Consider the following 18956-nt stretch of genomic DNA (forward strand, 5'->3'; position numbering starts at 1 on the left):
GCAATCAACTTGATTTTTATAATCAATATTTAGCAAATGCTGTGCCAATTTTATTTAATATATAACTATCAATAAGTTATAAATATATTATTTTAACAAACAGTAAAATATAAAAGAAAAATCATGCACTGTTATGGCGATAATGGCTCCAAAAAAATGCACAATTGTTAAAATCAGCAACTCAATTTTGATCAATACCAGATTTATTTTTATGAAAAATGAATTAAAAAAACCGCGATATTAAAATCACGGTTTGTTGAAATAGTATAAAAACACCTTGTGCATATTTCTAAAAAATAAAAGTTTTAGCTGTAGATTGACTCACTCAACACTATTAAGAAGCCACTTTTAAAAAATGATTTTGGAAAAATTGAAGCATGGTTTTATTCAATAATTCAGGCTCTGTGACCGTGGATGCATGTGCTCCTGAAGCAAGAATACTCAGTTGTCCATGACCAAGCGCGTTCTTTAAATCACTCGACTTGTGGACGGGCACTAAAAAATCATCTTGATTGGCTATGAAGTGTAATTGGCAATGCTGCAATGCCTGTATGTGCTGTTCATTGATGCTAAATTTCTGTGCAGCCTCAATGCGCTTCAGTACATTTGGAGCCGGTGGAAAATCTTCGAGTTGAATATTTTCTAAGGTCTTTAAATGTGCATGATTTTTTGAAATCCAGGCTGGCGGATAAAGAAATAATCCCTGTGCTCTTACATAGGCTTCGGCACCTGCTGACTTTAATAAATGAAGACGAGCTTCAAAACATTTTTGGGTATGCGGATCGAGTTCATCCCATGAGTTGATACAAGTCAGACTTAATAATGTCGTTTCAGATGACTTCATTAATACCGCCAGTTCTGCTCCGATAAATCCACCAATAGCATGTCCAATAAAATGAAAATCCTGAATTCTTTCTAATTTTATAATTTCTATTAACTGTTTTGCCAGATCGGTAATTGCATACTCCTCTGGTAAAAGAGCGGAATCTGCATGACAACCTTCTTGATCATAACTCAGCACATGAAAATACTGGGTTAATGTCTCAATTTGAGGTTTCCAAAAACTGGCATGACCGCCTAAACCCGAGGATAAAACCAAGAACTCGGCATTTAAATTTTGTGTACATGGATGAATTTGATAGCTCATTTTTTACCATTCATTAAAATAAATTTAAGAATAAATAGCAAAAATTGTGCCTGAAAAAAATTACATAAATTTAGATTAGATAATCAATATCAAATCCTGATTACAGTGAAATCCAGAAAAAATATATAAAACAAGAAAGAGTAAAAATTTGAATCTAAAAAACTGCATAACAAGATTTACTTTCACACTCAAATCTACAACAAAAATAGATGAATACAAGAAAGACAAATATAAGAAAATAATATGCTAAAACAAGTATTAAAAAAATCAAAAGGTAACTTAGGAGTTAAGTTTATAGCAACCGTATGCATTAACTGTCTCATAATGGAACAGTCAGTGCGCTAGGAATAGCAATCACACCCTATCTATACTTTTCTTGAAAGGTGAGGGTTCATGGACATAGCAACTGAATATCCCCTATTTCAATGTCACTATCTGCCGCGTTATTTCATTGGGCTGATTTTTATCCCTGCTATATTTATTGTTTTAGCGCAGCACTCACTCAATAACTTCAATATGGTTCAAGATGTTAGTAGTCTGATTCAGTATTTATTAGATCAATCCCTGTCGGGATGGTTAATGGTCACACTCATCATTATGCTGGCTTGTATTGCCATGAACATGAAACTTGTGGTCACTAGCCAGACAATCTCCATACAAAGTATTGGAATAAAGCTCAATAGCATGGTGCAGCGTAATACGCTGTCCAAAGCCCAACTCTATTCCTCGCATGCCTCAAAGTATCATCTGCTTAAACCACTTACAATAAAAGGATTAAGCCAACAACAGTGGAAAACGTGCAGTATCGGCTTTATTTTAAAACCTGAATTTCGCAAGCAATATAAAATGGCACAGATTGATCTGAATATGTTGAATAAAGACAACCGACGACAACTGATCCAGATTTTAGTGCAGCACTATCATTTAAACCCTAAAGTTTTTTTAGGTAGAGAACAACTTGCCAGACGGAAACTACAGCACAAATTTTAATAAAAAAAGGCGCTCATAGCGCCTTTTTACCTATCCAACATTAAGCTGGAATACGAAGTACTTGTCCTGGATAAATATCATCAGCATCTTTTAACAAAGGACGGTTGGCTTCAAAAATTTTATTATATTGGTTTACATCACCATAATGTTCCTTTGAAATTTTAGACAAGGTATCACCCGATTTAACCGTATAGAATTTACTTTCTGGTGCAGGAGTTGCTACTGTCATTTGATCATCGACTTTTGCGACATGATCTACATTCCCTACTGCCAATACAATCTTTTCACGATCTGCCTGACTTTGCACTTGCCCTTTAATGGTCGCCAGATCAGAAGTCCCATTATAACTCACAGATAAGCCGGTTACAGGCAGGCCCAAAGCTTTGATATGTCCGAGTAGTTTATTTGCAATTTCTTGTGCAGATGGCTCTGCGGGAGTAGTTGAAGCTGCTGGAGTTGCCTGTGGTTCGGCTGCTGCTGTATTCTTCTTACCAATACCTTTTACAAAATCAAAAAGACCCATTTTATTTCTCCATATTGTTATTTATGCTATTTAAAAAAATAGTGTTCTATTTTTATACCTAAAATTTATATAAAAGAAAGGTTGTCTTTGGTGAACCAAACGTAATGATCTGTAATGAAGGCTGTTTAAAATAGTTTTGATTTTCCAATAAAAAAGCCACCTAAAAGGTGGCTTTCATTTTCAGCAAAGCTGAAACAACAATTAACCTAGTTTCTTAGAAACATAGTCAATCGCTGATTGAACAGTTGTGATTTCGTTAGAATCTTCATCAGGGATAGTGATGTCAAAATCATTTTCGAAAGACATAACAAGCTCAACTAAGTCCAAAGAGTCAGCACCTAAGTCATCCATAAAAGATGCTTCGTTTTTAATCTCTTCAGCTTTAAGACCAAGTTGTTCTGCAACCGCTTGTTTGATACGTAGTTCGATATCGCTCACAGGAATTCTCCTCATTGCTTGTGGCGTTTTTAATGCCGTTAGTTTAATTGAATATCTAATTTTTTGAAAGTTTATACATCAGCTAATTAGCTCATGTACAAACCACCATTCACATGTAAAACAGTACCAGTGATATAACTTGCCTTCTCGCTAGCCAGAAAGCTCACTGCATTTGCGATATCTTGTGGATCACCTAAACGGTTCAATGCCACTTGTTCACTCATTTTCTTGCGAATTTCTTCACTTAACTGTTCTGTCATTTCTGTTGCAATAAAACCTGGTGCAACAGCATTCACCGTAATTTGGCGACTACCCATTTCTTTTGCAAGGCTACGACCAAACGCTTCTATGCCTGCTTTTGCGGCAGAATAGTTAGCTTGTCCCGGATTTGCAAAGTGGGCAACAACAGAACTGATATTAATAATGCGTCCAAAACGTGCTTTGGTCATGCCTTTTAAAACACGCTTAGATAGACGATATACGGCTTTCAGATGAATATTGAGAATATCATCCCAGTCATCTTCAGACATACGTAGTAACAAATTATCTTTGGTAATTCCAGCATTGTTCACAAGTGCAAGAACAGGACCATATTTTTGTTCAATATCTGTAACCAAAGCATCAATGGCAGTCGCATCACGTACATCAAGTACTGCACCCGCACCATTTTCAGCAAAGTCTGCAGATAATTTTTCTGCGCCTGCTTCGGAAGTTGCCGTACCAACGACAAAATAACCGTCTTGAATGAGTTGCTGAGCGATGGCTGCTCCAATCCCTCTGCTCGCACCTGTTACCAATGCGACTTTACGTTCTTGTGTCATGCAATTTTCCCTTCAGCCACTAAAATGGCATTTAGTGCATCTTCCAAACGACTTTTACTGTCGAGCGGAAATGCTTTTTCGATATTTGGTAAACGCTTAGCAAGATTGGCAAGGACATTACCCGGACCACACTCAACCACATATTGCACACCTTGATCTTGCAGGTATTGCATGGTCTTGGTCCACTGCACAGATTGATACAATTGTGCAGTCAATGCCTGACGAACTCCTGCCACATCAGTTGCGATTTCCGCGTTGACATTTTGTATTACAGGAAGGCCGGGTAGCTCAATGGCAGTTTGTTCCAAAGCTGCTGCAAACTTTTCAGCCGCAGGTTTCATCAACGAACAATGTGATGGAACAGAGACCGGTAATGCAATCGCTTTACCTGATTGTTCTTTTGCTGCAGCCATTACCGCTTCTACAGCTTCTTTATCACCGGCAATAACCACTTGACCTTGTGCATTGTAATTTGCGGCTTCTACTGAACCGTTCGCTTGTGCATTGACTTGCTCACAAAGCTCAATCACTTTGGCATCTTCCAGACCTAAAATAGCCGCCATTGCGCCCTGTCCTTGAGGAACAGCTTCTTGCATGAGTTTGCCACGCAAATTCACCAGTCTCACTGCATCACCAAGGCTCATCGCCCCTGCAGCAACCAGTGCGCTGTATTCACCCAGTGAGTGACCTGCGAGATATTTTGGTGCAACACCACCCAATTCTAACCACACGCGCCATAAGGCGATACTTGCAGTCAGCAATACAGGCTGTGTAAATTCTGTTTGGTTTAACCCTTCACCACTTTGAGCAATGTGCCATAAATCAAAACCAATCGCTTCTGAAGCTTCAGCAAAAGTTTCTTGCACACCACTAAACTGTTCTGCAAGTTCAGCCAACATGCCAACTTTTTGTGAACCTTGACCAGGAAAAACAAATGCAGTTTTTGTCGCTTGAGCTGCTTGATCGAGTCGTTTAGCAGACATATAAAAATCCTTTCATGAGTCTAAGCTCGTTTACGAAGCGAAATTTAACACTTAATTTTTGTTTTGGTAATTGCCAAATACAACAAAAAATGGCGACAAAAAAAGGGAGCTTACGCTCCCATTTTTTCTACTAAGCTTGACGCTTAATACATCGAAAATTATTCAGCAGATGCTTTAGCGAATAATTGACGACCACGGTAGAAACCATCTTTAGTTACATGGTGACGACGGTGAGTCTCACCTGTAGTTTGGTCTACAGTTAATGCATTCTCGGTTAAAGCGTCATGTGAACGGCGCATGTCACGGCGAGAGCGACTTTTACGGTTTTGCTGAACGGCCATGATGGCTCCTTACAAAGATCGAAAAAATGGATCAGAACAAATTCAGTTGTCTTATACTTTACAGTATAACACAAAAATTAGTTAAGTTTACCCTTCAAACCTGCCAAAACATCAAACGGATTATCCCGTTTTTCTTCGACAATGTCTTCATCGGCGGGTTGATGCTTATGCACACAAACGTCATGCTTGGGAGACAAGGGCATCAACAATAACAATTCATCTTCTATCAACGCGAGTAAATCAGCCGACGCAGGCGCATCAATGCTACCTTTAGTCGTTGCTTCACTTTCACCAAAGACGATGAAATCAGCATCCTCATCCAAGCGCTCTATCAGTGATTCATCATCTATAAGCGCTAAATGGAAATCTGAAACAAGATCAATTTCAACGGTCTGCAGACAACGCTGACATTCCATTGGGACTTTTGTTTCAACATGACCATCTAACCATACGATACGATGATACGCATCCATTGATAGCTTACAGTCTATGTTAATCAATTGATCATCAATTGATCCAACAGCTTCACGGGAAATGCGAACAAAGCGAGACAATGGCAGGGTACCTGACCATGTAAAGCCTTGTTCAGCCCATTTAAACGGCTCAATCTGTGCCGGAAAGGTATTTGCTGACATAATTAAGGCGGCAATTCTACAAATTCATCGGTACTCTGTCAAAGATTAAGATACAATTTTGTACTTATTTAGACAGATCATTTGGGTAATACAAGTTATGCATCAGTTGCAGCCGCAACCTGAAGTCACCACTTCATTACGGTTAACCACTCATTCAACCTCAAATTCTGCTGTTTATCTAGACCATGTGCAACTCTCACCTTGGGCTAATTTGCAAACAGAAGTTCAACAAGTAGATTGGCTTATACTACACTTTAATCACTGGTTTTCCCACCTAAATGTGACGCTTGTTCGTGGTGATTTTGAACCTGAATATTTTCCAGCGACTAAAGATACCCCTGCCCGCATTCAGTTTGCGCATGGTTTCTTTAATAGCGCGTTGCATGAAATCAGTCACTGGAGCATCGCTGGCGACAAAAGACGCTTATTGGCAGATTTAGGTTACTGGTATGCACCGGATGGTAGAACTGCTGAACAACAAGCCTTATTTGAACAGGTGGAAATTAAACCGCAAGCCATTGAATGGTTGTTTTCTAAAGCATTTGCTCGAAAATTCCGCGTATCTTTGGATAATTTAACTGGCGATGGCGGTGATGGGGCAACTTTCAAAGACAATGTTTATGCTCAAGTTCAGCAATATTTTAAGGGTGAAGCCAAACTTCCTCGCGATGCTGCACACTTTATTCAATGTATCTGTGCCTGCACGCGAAGTGGCAAAACATTACAAAGTGATGAGTTTCAACGTGAAATGTTAGACTGAATTACACAAACTCATCAAAACCTGATTGCAAGACTTTGTAAACTCAACAGATAATGTCTAAAAATAAATCGGGAGATAATAAATATGCTTCATTTAAGAGTACATCCTGATAATCCCCAACCGCGTTTGATCAGTCAGGCAGTAGAACGTATCCGTGCAGGTGATGTAGTGGTCTACCCGACCGATGCTGCGTATGCGATTGGCTGCCAAATCGGAAATAAAAATGCCATGGAGCGTATTTCACAAATTCGTGGCCTGGGTCCAAAACACCAATATGCCATTATCTGTTCCGATTTATCTGATATTGCCACCTATGCCAAAGTGGACAATGCCATGTATCGTTTATTGAAAAACAATACCCCGGCAGTGACCACCTTTATTTTACCGGCGACCAGCGAAGTACCTAAACGCTTGATGCATCCAAAAAAGAAAACCATTGGACTGCGTATTCCGAGTAACCCGATTTGTCGAATGTTACTTAAGGAATTGGGCGAGCCACTTTTAACCAGTACGCTGATTCTTCCCAATCATACAGATCCTTTAGATGATCCTTATGATATTGAAATGGAGTTGGAAAAACGTATTGATGTGTTTATTGATGGGGGTCTAGGTATTTTAAACACCACCAGTATTGTGGATTTATCCGGTGATCACCCTGAAGTGATTCGTCGTGGTGTTGGAGATGTAAGCGCTTTTGAATAAGCGCTTTATTCAACTTCCATGAAAAGAATAAATAAAGATGTTGAGAAAGATGAAATTGACTTATTTCAGGTGTTACTCAATATCGATCAATTTCCCGAAGACGATACCATTTATGTTGAGCGCCCTTGGACACTGGAATCTGAAGCCCAGGTCATCCATATAAAGGATAAGGCTACCCCCACTGTTCACCTTGAAAATAAAGTTTATACGTACTTTCTTGATATTTATTTAGTAGATGAATTAGTGGCTCAATTTGCGAATCAAAATTTATGCATCCGAGATACATACCAACGTATCGTTGAGTTTGCGATGAATACTTAGCAACTGAAATAAGTCCATCGCTTACTTATTTATATAAATCGATAAAGTCTTTTAATCGCATCTTTTGTTGCCCATTTTGATCAAAATTATCTGCTTTTAACCAAGCCAGATATGCTTTCTGAAGATTGCCCCATTCTTCATCTAAAATTGAAAACCATGCCGTATTGCGATTTCGACCTTTTGCTATACGGTGTTGACGAAAGGTTCCTTCATACTGAAATCCAAAACGTAAAGCTGCACGTTTTGAAGGTTGATTCAATTCATCACATTTCCACTCCACACGTCGAAAACCCTGCTCAAAACACGCTTTCAATAACAGATAAACCACTTCAGTTGATGCCGTAGACTGCTTTATTTGATGAGAAAAATAAACATTTCCAATTTCGATGACATGATCCGCAGGACATTGATTAATTAAACCCACCCATCCCACCAGAGTGTGGTTCACTTCAATTAAATAATGTGTTGTTCCATTAAAACCAAAATGACTCCTTAAAGCACTTCGTAACTCCTCTTCAGTTTCAAAACCTGAATAAGGTAAATAGGTCCAGCAACTGCGATCCACTTCCGTTTTTACACAGTGCCAAATTTGCTTAAAATGCTCTTCACTCAGTGTGGTTGCAGACAAATCATGTAATGTGACACTGTTTCCATATAGATTTTCTGCTAAAAGATGTACTGCTAAAGGATTGGATATTGGCATCCCAATGATTTGACCATATTCATTTTCTTGTACTTTTTGATAATTTTTCATAGCTGATCACAAAGTATTTTCTTGATTTTATATTGCTTAAAAAACCTCCTTTCCGCCAGTAAAAAATATATATCTAACAATGACATCATGTGTGTTTTTTTCACTTAGATAAAAATTCCCTATTTATTTTAGGTTTTTTTGTCATTTGTTAGCTTTTGTAATTTATTTGAACTCCGTTTTCCTTTAGACTACGCAGATTAATTATGTGCTTTTTCTCATCACCCAGCACCTATACTGACCGCTGATCTGAAATAGCATCTTCATGCCTTTGAAAATTCGCGTGGCCTATAACTGTAATGAATCAACCGATCCATAATCCTATGGAGCAAGCTTCACCCATCCGCGTTATGGATGAGTGGCAAGAATCAATTCCAGAGGATTTGTATATTCCTCCTGCTGCATTTGAAATTCTTTTAGAGCATTTCGAAGGACCACTCGACTTCCTGATTTACCTGATTCAAAAAAGCGGTTTTGACTTATTACAACTTGATATTGCCCCAATTGCGGCCCAGTATTTATCGTACATGGATGCAATGAAGTCACTCAATATTGAATTAACAGCGGATTATATGGTGATGGCGGCTTTATTGGCCGATCTTAAATCACGCTTATTGCTTCCAAAAGCAAATACATCCATTGTTATTGAAAAAGATCCAAAACAACAACTGATTGATCGTCTAGAAACTTATTTACGTGTAAAACAAGCGGCTGAACGTTTGGGCCAAATGCCAGTTCTAGAACGCGATACCTTCCCAACCAATGTCAGTTTGGGTCATATTGCACAAAACAACCAAGGCTATGATATTAGCCTTTTACGTGATGCCTTATTTTGCGTGTTCAATCGACCAGAACCGGTTACCCATCAAATTCAACAAGAACCCGTACTGCTAGAAGAACGCATTGCTTTTATTCAAAGCCGCTTACAGTCAGGTGAAATCCTGCATTTCGAAGCCTTGCTGAAACCGAGTCAAGGGCGTATGGGTATGGTGGTTACCTTTATGGCCATTTTAGAACTTACACGCCAACAAAAAGTGAATATTATTGCGACAGGTATTGAAGCACCACTTGCGATTCAAGGAGTACAAGCATGATAAATGATCAAGCGATACCTCTATCTGTTGCGGATAACCAACACGAAGTTTTGATGCAACTGGAAGCAATTATTTTTGCCAGTGAAGCAGCAGTTTCGCTTGCACGTTTAAAAGAAGCGTTCCAAAATCAATATACCAAACCAGAATTGCGTCAATTCTTACAACAGCTTGCTATGCTACAACATGGCAGATCGATCGAACTGGTGGAAACAGCACAAGGTTTCCGTTTTCAGGTTCGTGCTAAATATCGCAATATCATTACCCAGGTTTGGCCAGAGCGACCAACTCGCTTATCGCCAACCCTGCTCGAAACCATTGCTGTGATTGCTTACCATCAACCAGTAACACGAGCAGATATTGAACAGATTCGTGGGGTTTCAAACAATAGTCAAATACTAAGATCTTTGTTTGACTGGAACTGGATTAAAGAGTCCGGATTCAGAGAACTCCCTGGAAGACCCGCGTTGTTAGTTACAACGCCACAATTTTTAAATGCATTTGGCCTGTCTTCACTGGGTCAATTGCCTCCCCTGCAGGATGCCAAGGAAGCTTTTATGGCCCTCGATGCTCACGCACCGAAGTCATAGATAGGTGAACTGTTGATGATAATTTCTAAGGTTATGCTGTCATGAGTGAAAAATTACAAAAGGTGCTTGCACGCGTTGGTTTGGGTTCTCGCCGTTATATGGAAGAAGTCATTGCCGCTGGTCGTGTAAGTATCAACGGACGTGTTGCCCAAGTGGGTGAACGCATTGAACCAGGTGATGAGCTTCGCATCGATGGTCGTAAAGTCCAATTCCAGATTGAAGACGAAATTCGTCGTCGTGTGATTATTTATTATAAGCCTGAAGGCGAAATTTGCTCACGCAGCGACCCTGAAAACCGTCCAACCGTATTTGAACAATTGCCGTCTATTCCGGGCGATCGTTGGGTGATGGTCGGTCGTCTGGACATTAACTCGACTGGTCTGTTATTGTTCACAAACGATGGTGAATTGGCAAACCGCTTGATGCACCCTTCAAACGAAATTGAGCGTGAATACGCGGTTCGTGTTATGGGTGAAGTAACGCCACAACTCAAAAAGAACATGACTGAAGGTGTTGTTCTGGATGATGGTCCGGCAAAATTTGAATCATTCTCTGAAATTGGTGGTGAAGGGATTAACCGCTGGTATCAAGTGGTTGTAAAAGAAGGTCGTAACCGCGAAGTTCGTCGTATTTTCGAATCGCAAGGTCTTAAAGTCAGCCGCTTGCTTCGTACCCGTTATGGCACTGTAATTCTACCTCGCGAACTTCGTACGGGTCGTTGGATTGAGCTTGACAAAGGTGATATCGATAACTTGACTAAATCTGTTGAGTTGAAACCACGTCAAGGTACTGGCTTGTTTGGTATGGCAAAACGTCGTAACGAACGTATGCAAGAAAAACCAATGGCTGCACGTCGTGGTGGTTATTTACGTCAGCAACGTCGTGATAATGAAGGTGAAGCTCAACCGGAACAGCGTCGTGACCAACGTCAAGCCAGTCCTGAAAATGGCCGTGCTGATAACCGCAGCGACAACCGTTTCAATAATCGTCCTGTTCGTACAGAAGGCACTAGCGATAACCGTTTTAACACTCGTAATGATCGTTCAGAACCGCGTGGCGATGATCGTGGTAACCGTGCGCCTACTGAGCGTAATGGCAATACGTTTGAAAACCAAAACCGCGCTACAGATAAATTTGCACAACGTAAACCATTTGGTTTGAATAAAGGCTTTAAGAAATTTTAATTCTTAAATGCTTTTAAAAGGAAAGCCACTCAAATGAGTGGCTTTTTTTCCTCTTCTAGAAAGAGAAAGCTTTAAAGCACTGGAATATCCATCCACTGTGCCTGAGGAAAATGTTTCGCCAAATACGCTTTTAAATAATCCGAAGTGTCTTTAGAAATAAGCTCATCTTGCGATTCATCATTTAAGTTATAAGCTAACGCATACAATTCTAACCCACGACTTTTCAAAGCTTCCAAGCTCAGCAAAGTATGATTAATACTGCCTAAACGTCCTGAACTGACCAAAATTACAGGAAATTTCTTTTCAGCCAGATAATCAATCGTCAGCAATTCTGTGGTTAAAGGCACCATCAAACCACCTGCCCCTTCCAGTAAAACCACCTCATATTTATTAGCCAATTGTTGAGTCGCATCTGCAATTTTCTGAAAATCAATTTCACGACCATCAATTTTGGTTGCTAAATGTGGCGAAGCCGGATAAGTAAAAATCTCAGGCATGGTCAGTTTAGTTTCATCTTCAGGAAACCAGCCCATCTGCATAATTTCGCGGTGCTGTTCAATATCTTCAGAAATATCAGTATTTCCGGTTTGTACCAACTTTTGGGTAATGGTTTTCTTGCCCTGTGCGTTCCATAACTTTGCCAGATAACCCGTGGTATAGGTCTTGCCAATACCGGTATCAATACCACTGATAAAATAAACGGGTGCTGTCATGGCTTGCTCCGTGCAATGCAATAAATAGGATGATAACTCAGCTGATAATGGCGCTGACCACGCTGATCAAGTTCTGAAAATTGCTGATAATCTTGATAAAATTGCTGCAAAGACTGTTTGCTCCAACGATGCTGCGATGCTGTTGCAGTCACACCGGTAGCTTTTAAATGTTGCAGCACTTGTTTAGGATGTTGAAAAATTAAAGTTTCAATATTTTCTGAAAGATGCAGGATTTCAAAATCCTGCTGCATCAACTTTTCCTGAATCTCTTCAAGACTAAGATAATCCAAACCCTGTCCAGTCAGTGCCTTAATTTCTTTTAAATTTTGCTGACCAAACGTCGAGAAACAAAAATAGCCTTCATCAATTAATGCATCAGAACATTTTTTAAAGATAGCCTCTAAATCACAGATCCATTGCAAAGCTGAACTGGATGCAATCAGGTCAAGGGATTGTGGAAAATCTAGTTGTTCAATATCCCCAATCAGCCATTCTATTTTTTTAGATTTAGAAAAATGTTGTTGAACTTCTGGATACAGGTCATTTAAAAACAGTTGTTTGATTTGAAAATTTTGCATCAGCAAATGGCTTAAATTACCCGAACCACAACCGATTTCAAAAACACGATCTAAACTGTTTTTGGATAAGTGTTCTTGCATCAACCCAATTAAATTCTGGCAAATCTGTTTTTGCACCACCGCATGTTGAGTATAACTTTGTGCTGCTTTCTCAAAACGCTGCGCGACTTGTGATTTATCAATATTCACCATGCAAACTCACAACAATGCCACAAGCTGATCGAGATCAGTTTGGCTCACCTGCGTGGTCAGTGAAATACGCAATCTTGAACTGTGTTTTGGCACAGTCGGTGGACGCACCGGCATGATATAAAAACCGGCCTGCTGAAGCTGCTTTGCTTTAGCCACAGTCTTTTGCGACTCTCCGATAATCACCGGCACAATATGCGATGTTGAAGGACAATCAAAACCTTTTTTCAGAACCGCTTGTTGTAGATACTGACTGATACTATGTAAATACTGACGCTCTGATTTTAATGCCAAAACCTTTTGGAAAATAAAATCAGTCCATGCCATACAGATCGGTGGTTGTGCAGTACTGAAAATCAGCGGACGCATGCTATTAATCAAATATTCACGGATAATAGAATGACAAATCAGATAACCACCGACAGATGCCAGCGCTTTACCAAAAGTCCCCACCAGCAAATCAATATCATCAATCACGCCATATTGTTCAGCGCAACCCAAACCTTGCTCACCTCGCACACCAATAGCATGGGCTTCATCGACATAAAGCATGACTTTAGCAAATTGCTTTTTAATCCGCACCAGTTCAGCCAAATCTGTTTCATCACCATCCATACTAAAAATGGATTCAGTCACCACAATAATGCGATCAAAAGCTTCATCTGCATGGTACTTTTGCAAAAGTTGAGTCAGATGATTCAGGTCGTTATGTCGATAACGGACATACTTCGCCGTTGATAAACGGATACCATCAATCATACTGGCATGCACCAGTTTATCTGCAAGAATTAATGTTCGACTGTCACTCAGCGCAGGTAAAATCCCGATATTCATGTGATAGCCACTGTTAAATAACAGTGCAGCACGACCATGAAACGCCTGACTTAAACTTGATTCCAGTTGCTCATATTCAGGAAAATTCCCGGTCAGCAAACGTGAAGATGATGAACTCATGATTCGCAGTTCATTCGGCGTTTCATTAAAAAACTGTTCACGCAAAGTTAAATCTGATGCCAAACCCAAATAATCATTGGATGAAAGGTTGAGCATCTTCTGACTATTAATTTCGATCATCCGACCTTGCTGAACATTTGAAGTAAATTGACGCAGATTACCCTCCTGCTTTAACTCATCTAGCTTCATTGCATAGTTATTTAGCAGAGTGTCATTCAACAAGTTCATACTAAAACCTCTTGCATCTGCTCAACCACTTCAACCAGTTGTTGCAACAAGGTATTGAGTTCTTGCTCACTAATCACGTACGGTGGCATCACATAGACCAATTTGCCAAATGGACGTATCCAGACCCCGCGTTTAACAAACTGTTGTTGCAAGGTTTTCATGTCGACATTAAAGCTCAATTCAACCACACCAATGGCACCCAGTACCCGCACATCCTGTACATAATCAAGTTGTGACAGGGGTTGTAAATGTTGTACTAACTGTTTTTCGATACGTTGAATATTCGCTTGCCAATCCTGCGCCAATAAAACCTCGGTGCTTTTCAACGCAACAGCACATGCCAGTGGATTCGCCATAAAGGTGGGACCATGCATAAACACCCCCGCCTCGCCCTGACTAATGGTTTCCGCAACATGCTTGCTGGTTAAAGTTGCCGAAAGCGTCATATAGCCCCCCGTCAAACCTTTACCGATACACATGATGTCAGGTTCAACTTGTGCATGCTCCCATGCAAACAGTTTTCCGGTACGCCCAAAACCGGTGGCAATTTCATCGAAAATTAACAGCACATGGTATTTTTCACAGAGCAATTTGGCTTGGCGTAAATATTCAGGATGATAAAACCGCATCCCGCCTGCACCCTGCACGATGGGTTCCAGAATTAAACCGGCAATAGTCTGGTGATGATTTTTTAGGACTTGTTCTAATTCAGCGATATCTGCTTGATTCCATTCATCATAAAAACCAACTTGTGGTGCGGGAACAAAGAAACGATTCGGTAGACTGGAACCAAAAATTTGATGCATCCCTGTGACTGGATCACAAACTGACATCGCATTCCAGGTATCGCCGTGATAGCCAGAGCGTGGCGTCACGAAATTGGTCTTTTGAGACTGACCTTGTGCAGACCCATCTTTTGAAGACCCATCTTTTGCAGACCAGTATTGCACCGCCATTTTCAGTGCCACTTCAACAGCGACCGATCCTGAATCGGCATAAAAAATTTTATCAAGACTGGGCGGTGTTATTTTTAACAGAATTTTGCCGAGTTCAATCGCAGGATCATGGGTAAACCCACCAAACATGATGTGTGACATCTTCTGTAATTGATCAGTTACTGCCTTGTTCAGCTCAGGATGGTTATAACCATGAATGGCACACCACCAAGATGACATGCCGTCAATCAGTTGTCGCCCATCTTCCAGTTCAATGATTGCACCATAGGCCTTTTTCACTTTAAAAGTCGGCAAGGGTTGCGTCATGGAAGTATAAGGATGCCAGATATGTTCAAGATCAAATTCTAGATCAGTTAACTCGGTCATCCTTACCTCTAACAGTGCATAAAAATCCTAATTTTTAGATCTTAAACCGACACCGAACAAAAAGGAATTGCGAGATAAGCCATTTATCAAGATGTTTGTTTTATTTTCTTTAAATACTGGAATATTTTGTCACTTGTTTCTTCTGCATGGGAGATAGGAAAACCATGCGAGCCAGCAATCAGATTAACATCTAAAAACTTTGCATTTAAATTTTGAAGATTATCTATAACTTTGCAACTAACTAAAGCATCTTGCTGTGCAAGCAAATGATATTGCTTCCCCTTATAGTTTTTTAATATATCTGCAACATTTAATTGCTCCAGTAAATTTAAACCTTGCTTTAATAGCTGAATTTGCTGTGGCTGAATTAAACTTTGCAATGTGACGAAATCTGCCTTGGTACTTTTTACCCCCTGACAGACCATATAGCCAAATTTCTTTAAGGTTGTAATTGCATCCTGTTCAAAGGACTGTTTAAATTGTTGAAATGTATGCTGAGCCATTGCCGTTTGCCATGAATCATTGGCAACAAAACAAGGATTAGACGCGAGGGTGATCAGGACTTTTCTTTCTGCATATTGTTGTTCAATTTGATCCACCAGCAAAGCGGCCAGCTGCCCACCTAAAGACCACCCCAGAATGACATCAAACTGTTTAGCCAGTTCAACGTGTTGTTGCAATATCTGCTCATCAAAGGCATTAAAGATATTGATCAATTCAACTTGATCACCTTGTTGTTGCAAGGCCTGTTTTAAAGAATTAAGCAGTTTGGTGCCACCACCCCAACCTGTGATAAGTAAAATACGTTGCTGCAATGTTAATCCTTAAATCCGTGCTCTGACTGACTACAGTATATAAAATTTTATTGATTTTAAACTGCACAAAATCCATCAAAAATAATGTACGTTTGATGAATATTATTTTGTTAGTATTTGCAGAGATCCTAACAAAAAGAATATGCAGAATATTATGAACGCTTCTAAAATATGCAAAATCACTTTGCTGTGTATGAGTGTAAGCTTAAGTCTTACTCAGCTCGCATCTGCTGAAAGTTCCATTTTTTCAAAGTCTGAAACTTCTCAAAAACAATGGGTCGGAAAATCCGCACCTGCGTTTAAATTACAGGATCAAAACAGCAAATGGCATTCCTTAAGCCAATACAAAGGCAAATGGGTGGTTTTGTATTTTTATCCCAAAGACAATTCACCGGGTTGCACTCAAGAAGCCAATCAGTTCAAGGCACTGTATCCACAATTTTTAAAAAGTAATGCGGTGGTGTTGGGCGTGAGTTTGGATGATGTTAAATCTCATCAAAAATTTTCAGAAAAGTTGGGTTTACCTTTTCCGATCTTGGCTGACAATCATCATCAACTGGCAGATCAATTCGGGATTGTCCGTAACCTCGGTATTACTAAAATCGCCAAGCGAGAAAGCTTTTTGATTGATCCCAAAGGAACTATTGTTTATCACTACAACAGTGTAAATACACAATCACATGCCGTTCAAGTCTTGGCAGATATTCAAAAGTTTTCAAAATAGATCTTCGATTATTCAAATATTCAAAATCCAGACAGTATGATTCGGCTCAAATGATAAAATTTAAGACATAAAAAAGCCCGACTCTTGTCAGGCTTTCTCTATCTAAATCTGCAATCTTACATTTGCGATTGAATATAATTCTGCAAACCAATCAATTCAATCAAACGAATTTGTTTTTCCAACCAATAAGTATGATCTTCTTCAGTATCAGACATTTGCTGACGAAGCATCTCACGGGTTACGTAATCGCCTTTTTCTTCGCAAAGTTTTACACCTTGCGCCAATTTTTCACGCACATGATATTCGAGTTTTAAATCTGCCTTTAAACACGTGACAACATCTTCACCTGTTTCGATGTCATCACGGTTCATATTCGGTGTACCTTCCAGGAATAATACACGGCGAATAAGCGAATCGGCATGCGATGCTTCTTCTTGCATTTCATGGTCGATACGTTCAAAAATCTTCGTTAAACCCCAATCTTCATACATACGAGAATGGATCAAATATTGATCACGAGCAGCCAGTTCGCCACCGATCAACATATTTAGATAGTCTACGACTTCTGGATTGCCACGCATTTCAATTACTCCATACCCTTTTTCTAATATTATGGACAAAAGCTACCACCAATGCAAAATAAAAATTATGTAAGTTTATGATTTTTATAAAATTAAAATGAGAAACATACGCATTTGCAGTGTATTTAACAAAACTTTCCATATAAAAAATAAGCCTTTGCGTAATTGAAGCAATTTCAGCAAGGCTGATTTAAACTATAAAAGTATATTTTTAAGATTTGTAACGATTACAAATGGTTCTTATTCCATCAACGAATAAATGACTTTAACCTTGTGATACAGGTCTTGGTACATCATTCGGTAGCAATTACATCTCATTTAAACGAATTAAATACAAGTTCAGCTGCGACTAACAACAAGTAGAATGCTGCTACATACAAATTTTAGCTGAAGTAAGCATCAATCGGTCAAAGACAAGCCTGCGATTTCACTCTAAGATAGACACAAATTTAAAAACAACAATGGTTTAGCTATGACAAATCCACAACATACCGCACCCGTTCTTGTGACAGGTGCGACAGGCTACATTGCCAGTTGGGTGATTAAAAATTTACTGGAGCAAGGTCATACCGTACATGCCACTGTTCGTGATCTCAACAAAAAGCCAAGCTTTGCACATTTAGATAAAATTGCCGCTGAAACCACGGGCACGCTTAAACTTTTTAAAGCCAATCTGCTTGAACCAAATTCATTTGATGAAGCCATGCAAGGCTGTGAAATCGTGTTGCATATGGCATCACCTTTTGTAGTGAGCAACTTTAAAGATGCGCTAAAAGACATTATTGAACCTGCTGTTTTAGGCACTGAAAATGTGCTGAACAGTGTCAATAAAACCGAGTCAGTGAAACGTGTGATCGTGACATCAAGTATTGCCGCGACTTATGGCGATGCCATTGATATTCAACACACCGCAAAGAATGAATTTGATGAATCGCATTGGAATACCACGAGTTCAGAAACGCATCAACCGTATCCTTACTCCAAAGTCATTGCGGAACGTAAAGCATGGGAGATGCAAAAAGCACAACAACGTTGGAACTTGGTGTGCATTAACCCGGCACTGGTTCTCGGTCCATCATTAACCGCAAATACCCAGTCAGGCAGTGTGGAAGTTCTACAACAATTTGCTAACGGCATGACCTTGCTCGGTGTACCGCCTATGTGGAATGGGATCGTCGATGTCCGTGATGTTGCAGAGGCACACGTTCAAGCTACATTTAATGCTGATGCCGAAGGGCGCTATATTATTAGTGGCGGCACTTTGAGCTTACTGGAAATGGGCAAAATTTTACGTCAGAACTTTGGTCCTAAGTTCCCTTTCCCCCGCAATAAACTCCCGAAGGCGGCTTTCAAACTGCTTGGTCCTTTGGCAGGTTTTTCCAAGTCATTTGTTGAACTGAATATGGGCTATCCGATCTACTTTAATGCCAATAAAAGTCAGCAAGAACTCGGCATTCAATACCGCAACATTGAAACCAGTTTGATTGAGCATTTCCAGCAGTTACTGGATGATGGTGTAGTGAAAAAGTACATTCCTTAACATCTAAAAAAAACCACATGCATCTGACATGTGGT

At 39.7% G+C, this 18956-nt stretch carries 23 protein-coding genes; 9 read left to right on the forward strand and 14 right to left on the reverse strand.

All coding sequences use genetic code 11. The annotated features are described in order from the left end of the window. Window positions 1-334: 334 nt before the first annotated feature. Window positions 335-1147, reverse strand: coding sequence for a pyrimidine utilization protein D (gene rutD, locus HLH14_RS14470; protein ID WP_171533338.1), 813 nt, complete (start codon window positions 1145-1147; stop codon window positions 335-337). Between the two features lie 393 nt (window positions 1148-1540). Here rutD and HLH14_RS14475 point away from each other — a divergent pair, with 393 nt between their 5' ends. Further along, the gene (locus HLH14_RS14475) at window positions 1541-2137 is read left to right on the forward strand and encodes a hypothetical protein (RefSeq protein ID WP_171533339.1); all 597 of its coding nucleotides are present in this window, start codon (window positions 1541-1543) and stop codon (window positions 2135-2137) included. 40 nt (window positions 2138-2177) lie between these two features. Here HLH14_RS14475 and lysM read toward each other — a convergent pair whose 3' ends face one another. The 6 genes from lysM to HLH14_RS14505 form a co-directional block, all read right to left on the reverse strand. Continuing rightward, window positions 2178-2660 (reverse strand): peptidoglycan-binding protein LysM, encoded by a 483-nt coding sequence (gene lysM / locus HLH14_RS14480; protein WP_171533340.1) that lies wholly within the window; start codon window positions 2658-2660, stop codon window positions 2178-2180. Window positions 2661-2861: 201 nt separating this feature from the next. Further along, complete coding sequence (acpP, locus tag HLH14_RS14485; RefSeq protein WP_004651013.1) at window positions 2862-3098, reverse strand: acyl carrier protein; 237 nt, start codon at window positions 3096-3098, stop codon at window positions 2862-2864. Window positions 3099-3184: 86 nt separating this feature from the next. Next, window positions 3185-3919, reverse strand: a complete 735-nt coding sequence (gene fabG, locus HLH14_RS14490; protein ID WP_067726478.1) for a 3-oxoacyl-ACP reductase FabG — start codon at window positions 3917-3919, stop codon at window positions 3185-3187. Then, a complete protein-coding gene (gene fabD, locus HLH14_RS14495) occupies window positions 3916-4902 on the reverse strand; it encodes an ACP S-malonyltransferase (RefSeq protein WP_171533341.1) in 987 nt (328 codons plus the stop codon). The genes fabG and fabD overlap by 4 nt, the downstream gene beginning before the upstream one ends. A 158-nt stretch (window positions 4903-5060) precedes the next feature. After that, window positions 5061-5243 carry a 50S ribosomal protein L32 gene (gene rpmF / locus HLH14_RS14500; RefSeq protein ID WP_067726483.1) on the reverse strand — a complete coding sequence of 61 codons (183 nt, stop codon included), beginning with the start codon at window positions 5241-5243 and terminating at the stop codon, window positions 5061-5063. A 77-nt stretch (window positions 5244-5320) separates the two neighbouring features. Continuing rightward, window positions 5321-5878: a YceD family protein gene (locus HLH14_RS14505; RefSeq protein ID WP_171533342.1), complete on the reverse strand. Its 558-nt coding sequence runs from the start codon at window positions 5876-5878 to the stop codon at window positions 5321-5323. A gap of 97 nt (window positions 5879-5975) precedes the next feature. Between HLH14_RS14505 and HLH14_RS14510 the strand changes: the two genes are divergently transcribed. The 3 genes from HLH14_RS14510 (at window position 5976) to HLH14_RS14520 (ending at window position 7661) form a co-directional block, all read left to right on the forward strand. Further along, entirely contained in the window at window positions 5976-6638 is a 663-nt protein-coding gene (locus tag HLH14_RS14510) for an elongation factor P hydroxylase (RefSeq protein WP_214645765.1), read from the forward strand. 84 nt (window positions 6639-6722) lie between these two features. Beyond that, complete coding sequence (locus HLH14_RS14515; RefSeq protein WP_086194281.1) at window positions 6723-7340, forward strand: L-threonylcarbamoyladenylate synthase; 618 nt, start codon at window positions 6723-6725, stop codon at window positions 7338-7340. 18 nt (window positions 7341-7358) lie between these two features. After that, the gene (locus tag HLH14_RS14520) at window positions 7359-7661 is read left to right on the forward strand and encodes a hypothetical protein (RefSeq protein WP_081406259.1); all 303 of its coding nucleotides are present in this window, start codon (window positions 7359-7361) and stop codon (window positions 7659-7661) included. A gap of 25 nt (window positions 7662-7686) precedes the next feature. Here HLH14_RS14520 and HLH14_RS14525 read toward each other — a convergent pair whose 3' ends face one another. Then, entirely contained in the window at window positions 7687-8415 is a 729-nt protein-coding gene (locus HLH14_RS14525) for a GNAT family N-acetyltransferase (RefSeq protein WP_067726496.1), read from the reverse strand. A gap of 296 nt (window positions 8416-8711) precedes the next feature. On the opposite strand from HLH14_RS14525, the gene HLH14_RS14530 reads away from it, so the two are divergent. The 3 genes from HLH14_RS14530 to rluB are packed head-to-tail and all read left to right on the forward strand — an operon-like array spanning window position 8712 to window position 11277. Beyond that, window positions 8712-9506 carry a segregation and condensation protein A gene (locus HLH14_RS14530; RefSeq protein WP_067726499.1) on the forward strand — a complete coding sequence of 265 codons (795 nt, stop codon included), beginning with the start codon at window positions 8712-8714 and terminating at the stop codon, window positions 9504-9506. After that, entirely contained in the window at window positions 9503-10093 is a 591-nt protein-coding gene (gene scpB / locus HLH14_RS14535; protein ID WP_067726500.1) for an SMC-Scp complex subunit ScpB, read from the forward strand. The genes HLH14_RS14530 and scpB overlap by 4 nt, the downstream gene beginning before the upstream one ends. Before the next feature lie 41 nt (window positions 10094-10134). Next, window positions 10135-11277: a 23S rRNA pseudouridine(2605) synthase RluB gene (gene rluB / locus HLH14_RS14540; protein WP_081406260.1), complete on the forward strand. Its 1143-nt coding sequence runs from the start codon at window positions 10135-10137 to the stop codon at window positions 11275-11277. A 71-nt stretch (window positions 11278-11348) separates the two neighbouring features. On the opposite strand, the gene bioD is transcribed toward rluB, so the two are convergent. From bioD to HLH14_RS14565, 5 genes are all read right to left on the reverse strand, one after another. After that, complete coding sequence (bioD, locus tag HLH14_RS14545; RefSeq protein WP_067726502.1) at window positions 11349-11990, reverse strand: dethiobiotin synthase; 642 nt, start codon at window positions 11988-11990, stop codon at window positions 11349-11351. Then, window positions 11987-12760 (reverse strand): malonyl-ACP O-methyltransferase BioC, encoded by a 774-nt coding sequence (gene bioC, locus HLH14_RS14550; RefSeq protein ID WP_067726504.1) that lies wholly within the window; start codon window positions 12758-12760, stop codon window positions 11987-11989. The genes bioD and bioC overlap by 4 nt, the downstream gene beginning before the upstream one ends. Before the next feature lie 6 nt (window positions 12761-12766). After that, window positions 12767-13900 (reverse strand): 8-amino-7-oxononanoate synthase, encoded by a 1134-nt coding sequence (locus HLH14_RS14555; RefSeq protein ID WP_378320699.1) that lies wholly within the window; start codon window positions 13898-13900, stop codon window positions 12767-12769. A gap of 35 nt (window positions 13901-13935) precedes the next feature. After that, window positions 13936-15261, reverse strand: a complete 1326-nt coding sequence (bioA, locus tag HLH14_RS14560) for an adenosylmethionine--8-amino-7-oxononanoate transaminase (RefSeq protein WP_067726508.1) — start codon at window positions 15259-15261, stop codon at window positions 13936-13938. Between the two features lie 86 nt (window positions 15262-15347). Continuing rightward, window positions 15348-16076: an alpha/beta hydrolase family protein gene (locus HLH14_RS14565; RefSeq protein ID WP_067726510.1), complete on the reverse strand. Its 729-nt coding sequence runs from the start codon at window positions 16074-16076 to the stop codon at window positions 15348-15350. Between the two features lie 151 nt (window positions 16077-16227). Here HLH14_RS14565 and HLH14_RS14570 point away from each other — a divergent pair, with 151 nt between their 5' ends. Continuing rightward, window positions 16228-16800 (forward strand): peroxiredoxin, encoded by a 573-nt coding sequence (locus HLH14_RS14570; protein ID WP_378320701.1) that lies wholly within the window; start codon window positions 16228-16230, stop codon window positions 16798-16800. 116 nt (window positions 16801-16916) lie between these two features. Here HLH14_RS14570 and ftn read toward each other — a convergent pair whose 3' ends face one another. Further along, window positions 16917-17381 (reverse strand): heteropolymeric bacterioferritin subunit Ftn, encoded by a 465-nt coding sequence (ftn, locus tag HLH14_RS14575; protein ID WP_067726514.1) that lies wholly within the window; start codon window positions 17379-17381, stop codon window positions 16917-16919. 472 nt (window positions 17382-17853) lie between these two features. On the opposite strand from ftn, the gene HLH14_RS14580 reads away from it, so the two are divergent. Next, a complete protein-coding gene (locus HLH14_RS14580) occupies window positions 17854-18921 on the forward strand; it encodes an SDR family oxidoreductase (RefSeq protein ID WP_067726516.1) in 1068 nt (355 codons plus the stop codon). Window positions 18922-18956: the final 35 nt, after the last annotated feature.

Origin of the sequence: Acinetobacter terrae (assembly GCF_013004375.1) — a bacterium.
Lineage (GTDB): Bacteria > Pseudomonadota > Gammaproteobacteria > Pseudomonadales > Moraxellaceae > Acinetobacter > Acinetobacter terrae.